This window comes from Kineococcus indalonis (assembly GCF_009906395.1).
Taxonomy (GTDB): domain Bacteria; phylum Actinomycetota; class Actinomycetes; order Actinomycetales; family Kineococcaceae; genus Kineococcus; species Kineococcus indalonis.
In genome coordinates this window covers 1-1,328 of the sequence record NZ_JAAALM010000770.1, presented here as the reverse complement: position 1 = coordinate 1,328, position 1,328 = coordinate 1, and the positions used below count along the sequence as shown (strand labels likewise).

The window sequence follows — 1,328 nt, the reverse complement described above, 5'->3', positions numbered from 1 at the left end:
TCGCCGGCGTCCTCGGGCAGCGCCCGCCACCGGCGCAGCACCTCGCGCCCGGCGGCCTCGGGGTCGGCCCCGGCGCGCAGGGTCACCAGGGCGGTGCGGGCGGCGGGCAGCACGTCCTCCACGCCCTCGGGGGCCTCGCGCTCCAGGGAGCGCGCGAACGCCGCCAGGGGCGCGGGGTCGTCCGGCTCGAGCAGCCAGGCGCGGTCCCCGGCGGGCAGCAGGCGCACCGGGTTCACGCGGGCGTCGCGGTGGGCGGCGGGGCCTGGGCGGTCGCGGTCACGGTCACCTCCGGGCGGGAACGGTGCGTTCGAACTCTAGGGATCGTTGAACGACCTGTCAGCCCCCGGGGGCGCGGACCTCAGCGCCGCCCCGGCTCCCCGGCCGTGCGGTGCGCCGTCAGCAGCTGCCGCTCCGCGCGCTCGAGGTACTCCGCGAGCAGCCGGCCCGCCTTGCCCCGGTCGCCGGCCTCGAGGTGGTCGGCGATCCGCTCGTTGTCCTGCAGGTACGGCTCGTGGAAGGGGCGCGGGTCGGTCATCACCACGAACGCCAGGCGCAGCTCGGCGAGCAGGTGGCGCATGCTCTCGTCCATCCGCGGGCTGCGGGTCAGGGCGACCAGCGAGCGGTGGAAGCGCATGTTGGCGGTGGCCACGCCCGCCCAGTCCTCGTCCCGCGCGGCGGCCCACCCCCCCTCGACCGCGGAGCGGAGCGGTTGCAGCGCAACGCGGTCGTGCTCGGCGTCCACGGCGGCGAACTCCAGCAGCCGGCGGAAGCGGTACACGTCGGCCACGTCCGCGGCCGTCAGGGTGCGCACGAGGACCCCGCGGTGCAGCTCGTGGCGCAGCAGCCCCTCGTGCGTCAGCAGCCGGAACGCCTCGCGCAGGGTGTTGCGCGAGACGCCCAGCGAGGCGCTGACGGCGCCCTCGCGCAGCCGCGTCCCCGGCGTCAGCGCACCGTCCACCACGAGCTCGCGCAGCGCGTCGGCGACGCGTTCGGCGCTGCTCGCGCCCGCCAGGGCTCGCCCGGCGGAGCTCAGCCGCTCGGGCAGCCCGCCCCCCTGCTCCCGCGGCACCGCACCCATCGGCGAAACATAGCGTTCACAGCGCCAGCGTTGCCAGATCGTTGAACAACTCGTAGCGTCACCGCCCATCACCCTCCCCCGACGCACTGAGCGAGGTCGCCGTGGTCGTCCCCCGCAGGCTCCGCCGCAGCACCGCCCCGACGCGCGGGGGGTGGCGCTCGGCCCTCCTCGGCGCCTCCGCCACGGCGCTCGTCGCCGGGGTCGCCGTCGCGCCCCGGCCGCCGGCGGCGCGACGGCGACCCCGGCGACG

At 77.7% G+C, this 1,328-nt stretch carries 1 protein-coding gene and 1 pseudogene; both read right to left on the bottom strand.

All coding sequences use genetic code 11. The features are described from left to right. Positions 1–236, bottom strand: a pseudogene (locus GTR00_RS20980) (5-oxoprolinase subunit B family protein); the annotation flags it as partial. A 122-nt stretch (positions 237–358) separates the two neighbouring features. Next, positions 359–1,078: a GntR family transcriptional regulator gene (locus GTR00_RS20975; RefSeq protein WP_166613454.1), complete on the bottom strand. Its 720-nt coding sequence runs from the start codon at positions 1,076–1,078 to the stop codon at positions 359–361. Positions 1,079–1,328: the final 250 nt, after the last annotated feature.

Excerpts from the sequence above, each read along its gene's own strand:
- GTR00_RS20975 (WP_166613454.1), bottom strand. The coding sequence starts at position 1,078 with ATGGGTGCGGTGCCGCGGGAGCAGGGGGGCGGGCTGCCCGAGCGGCTG.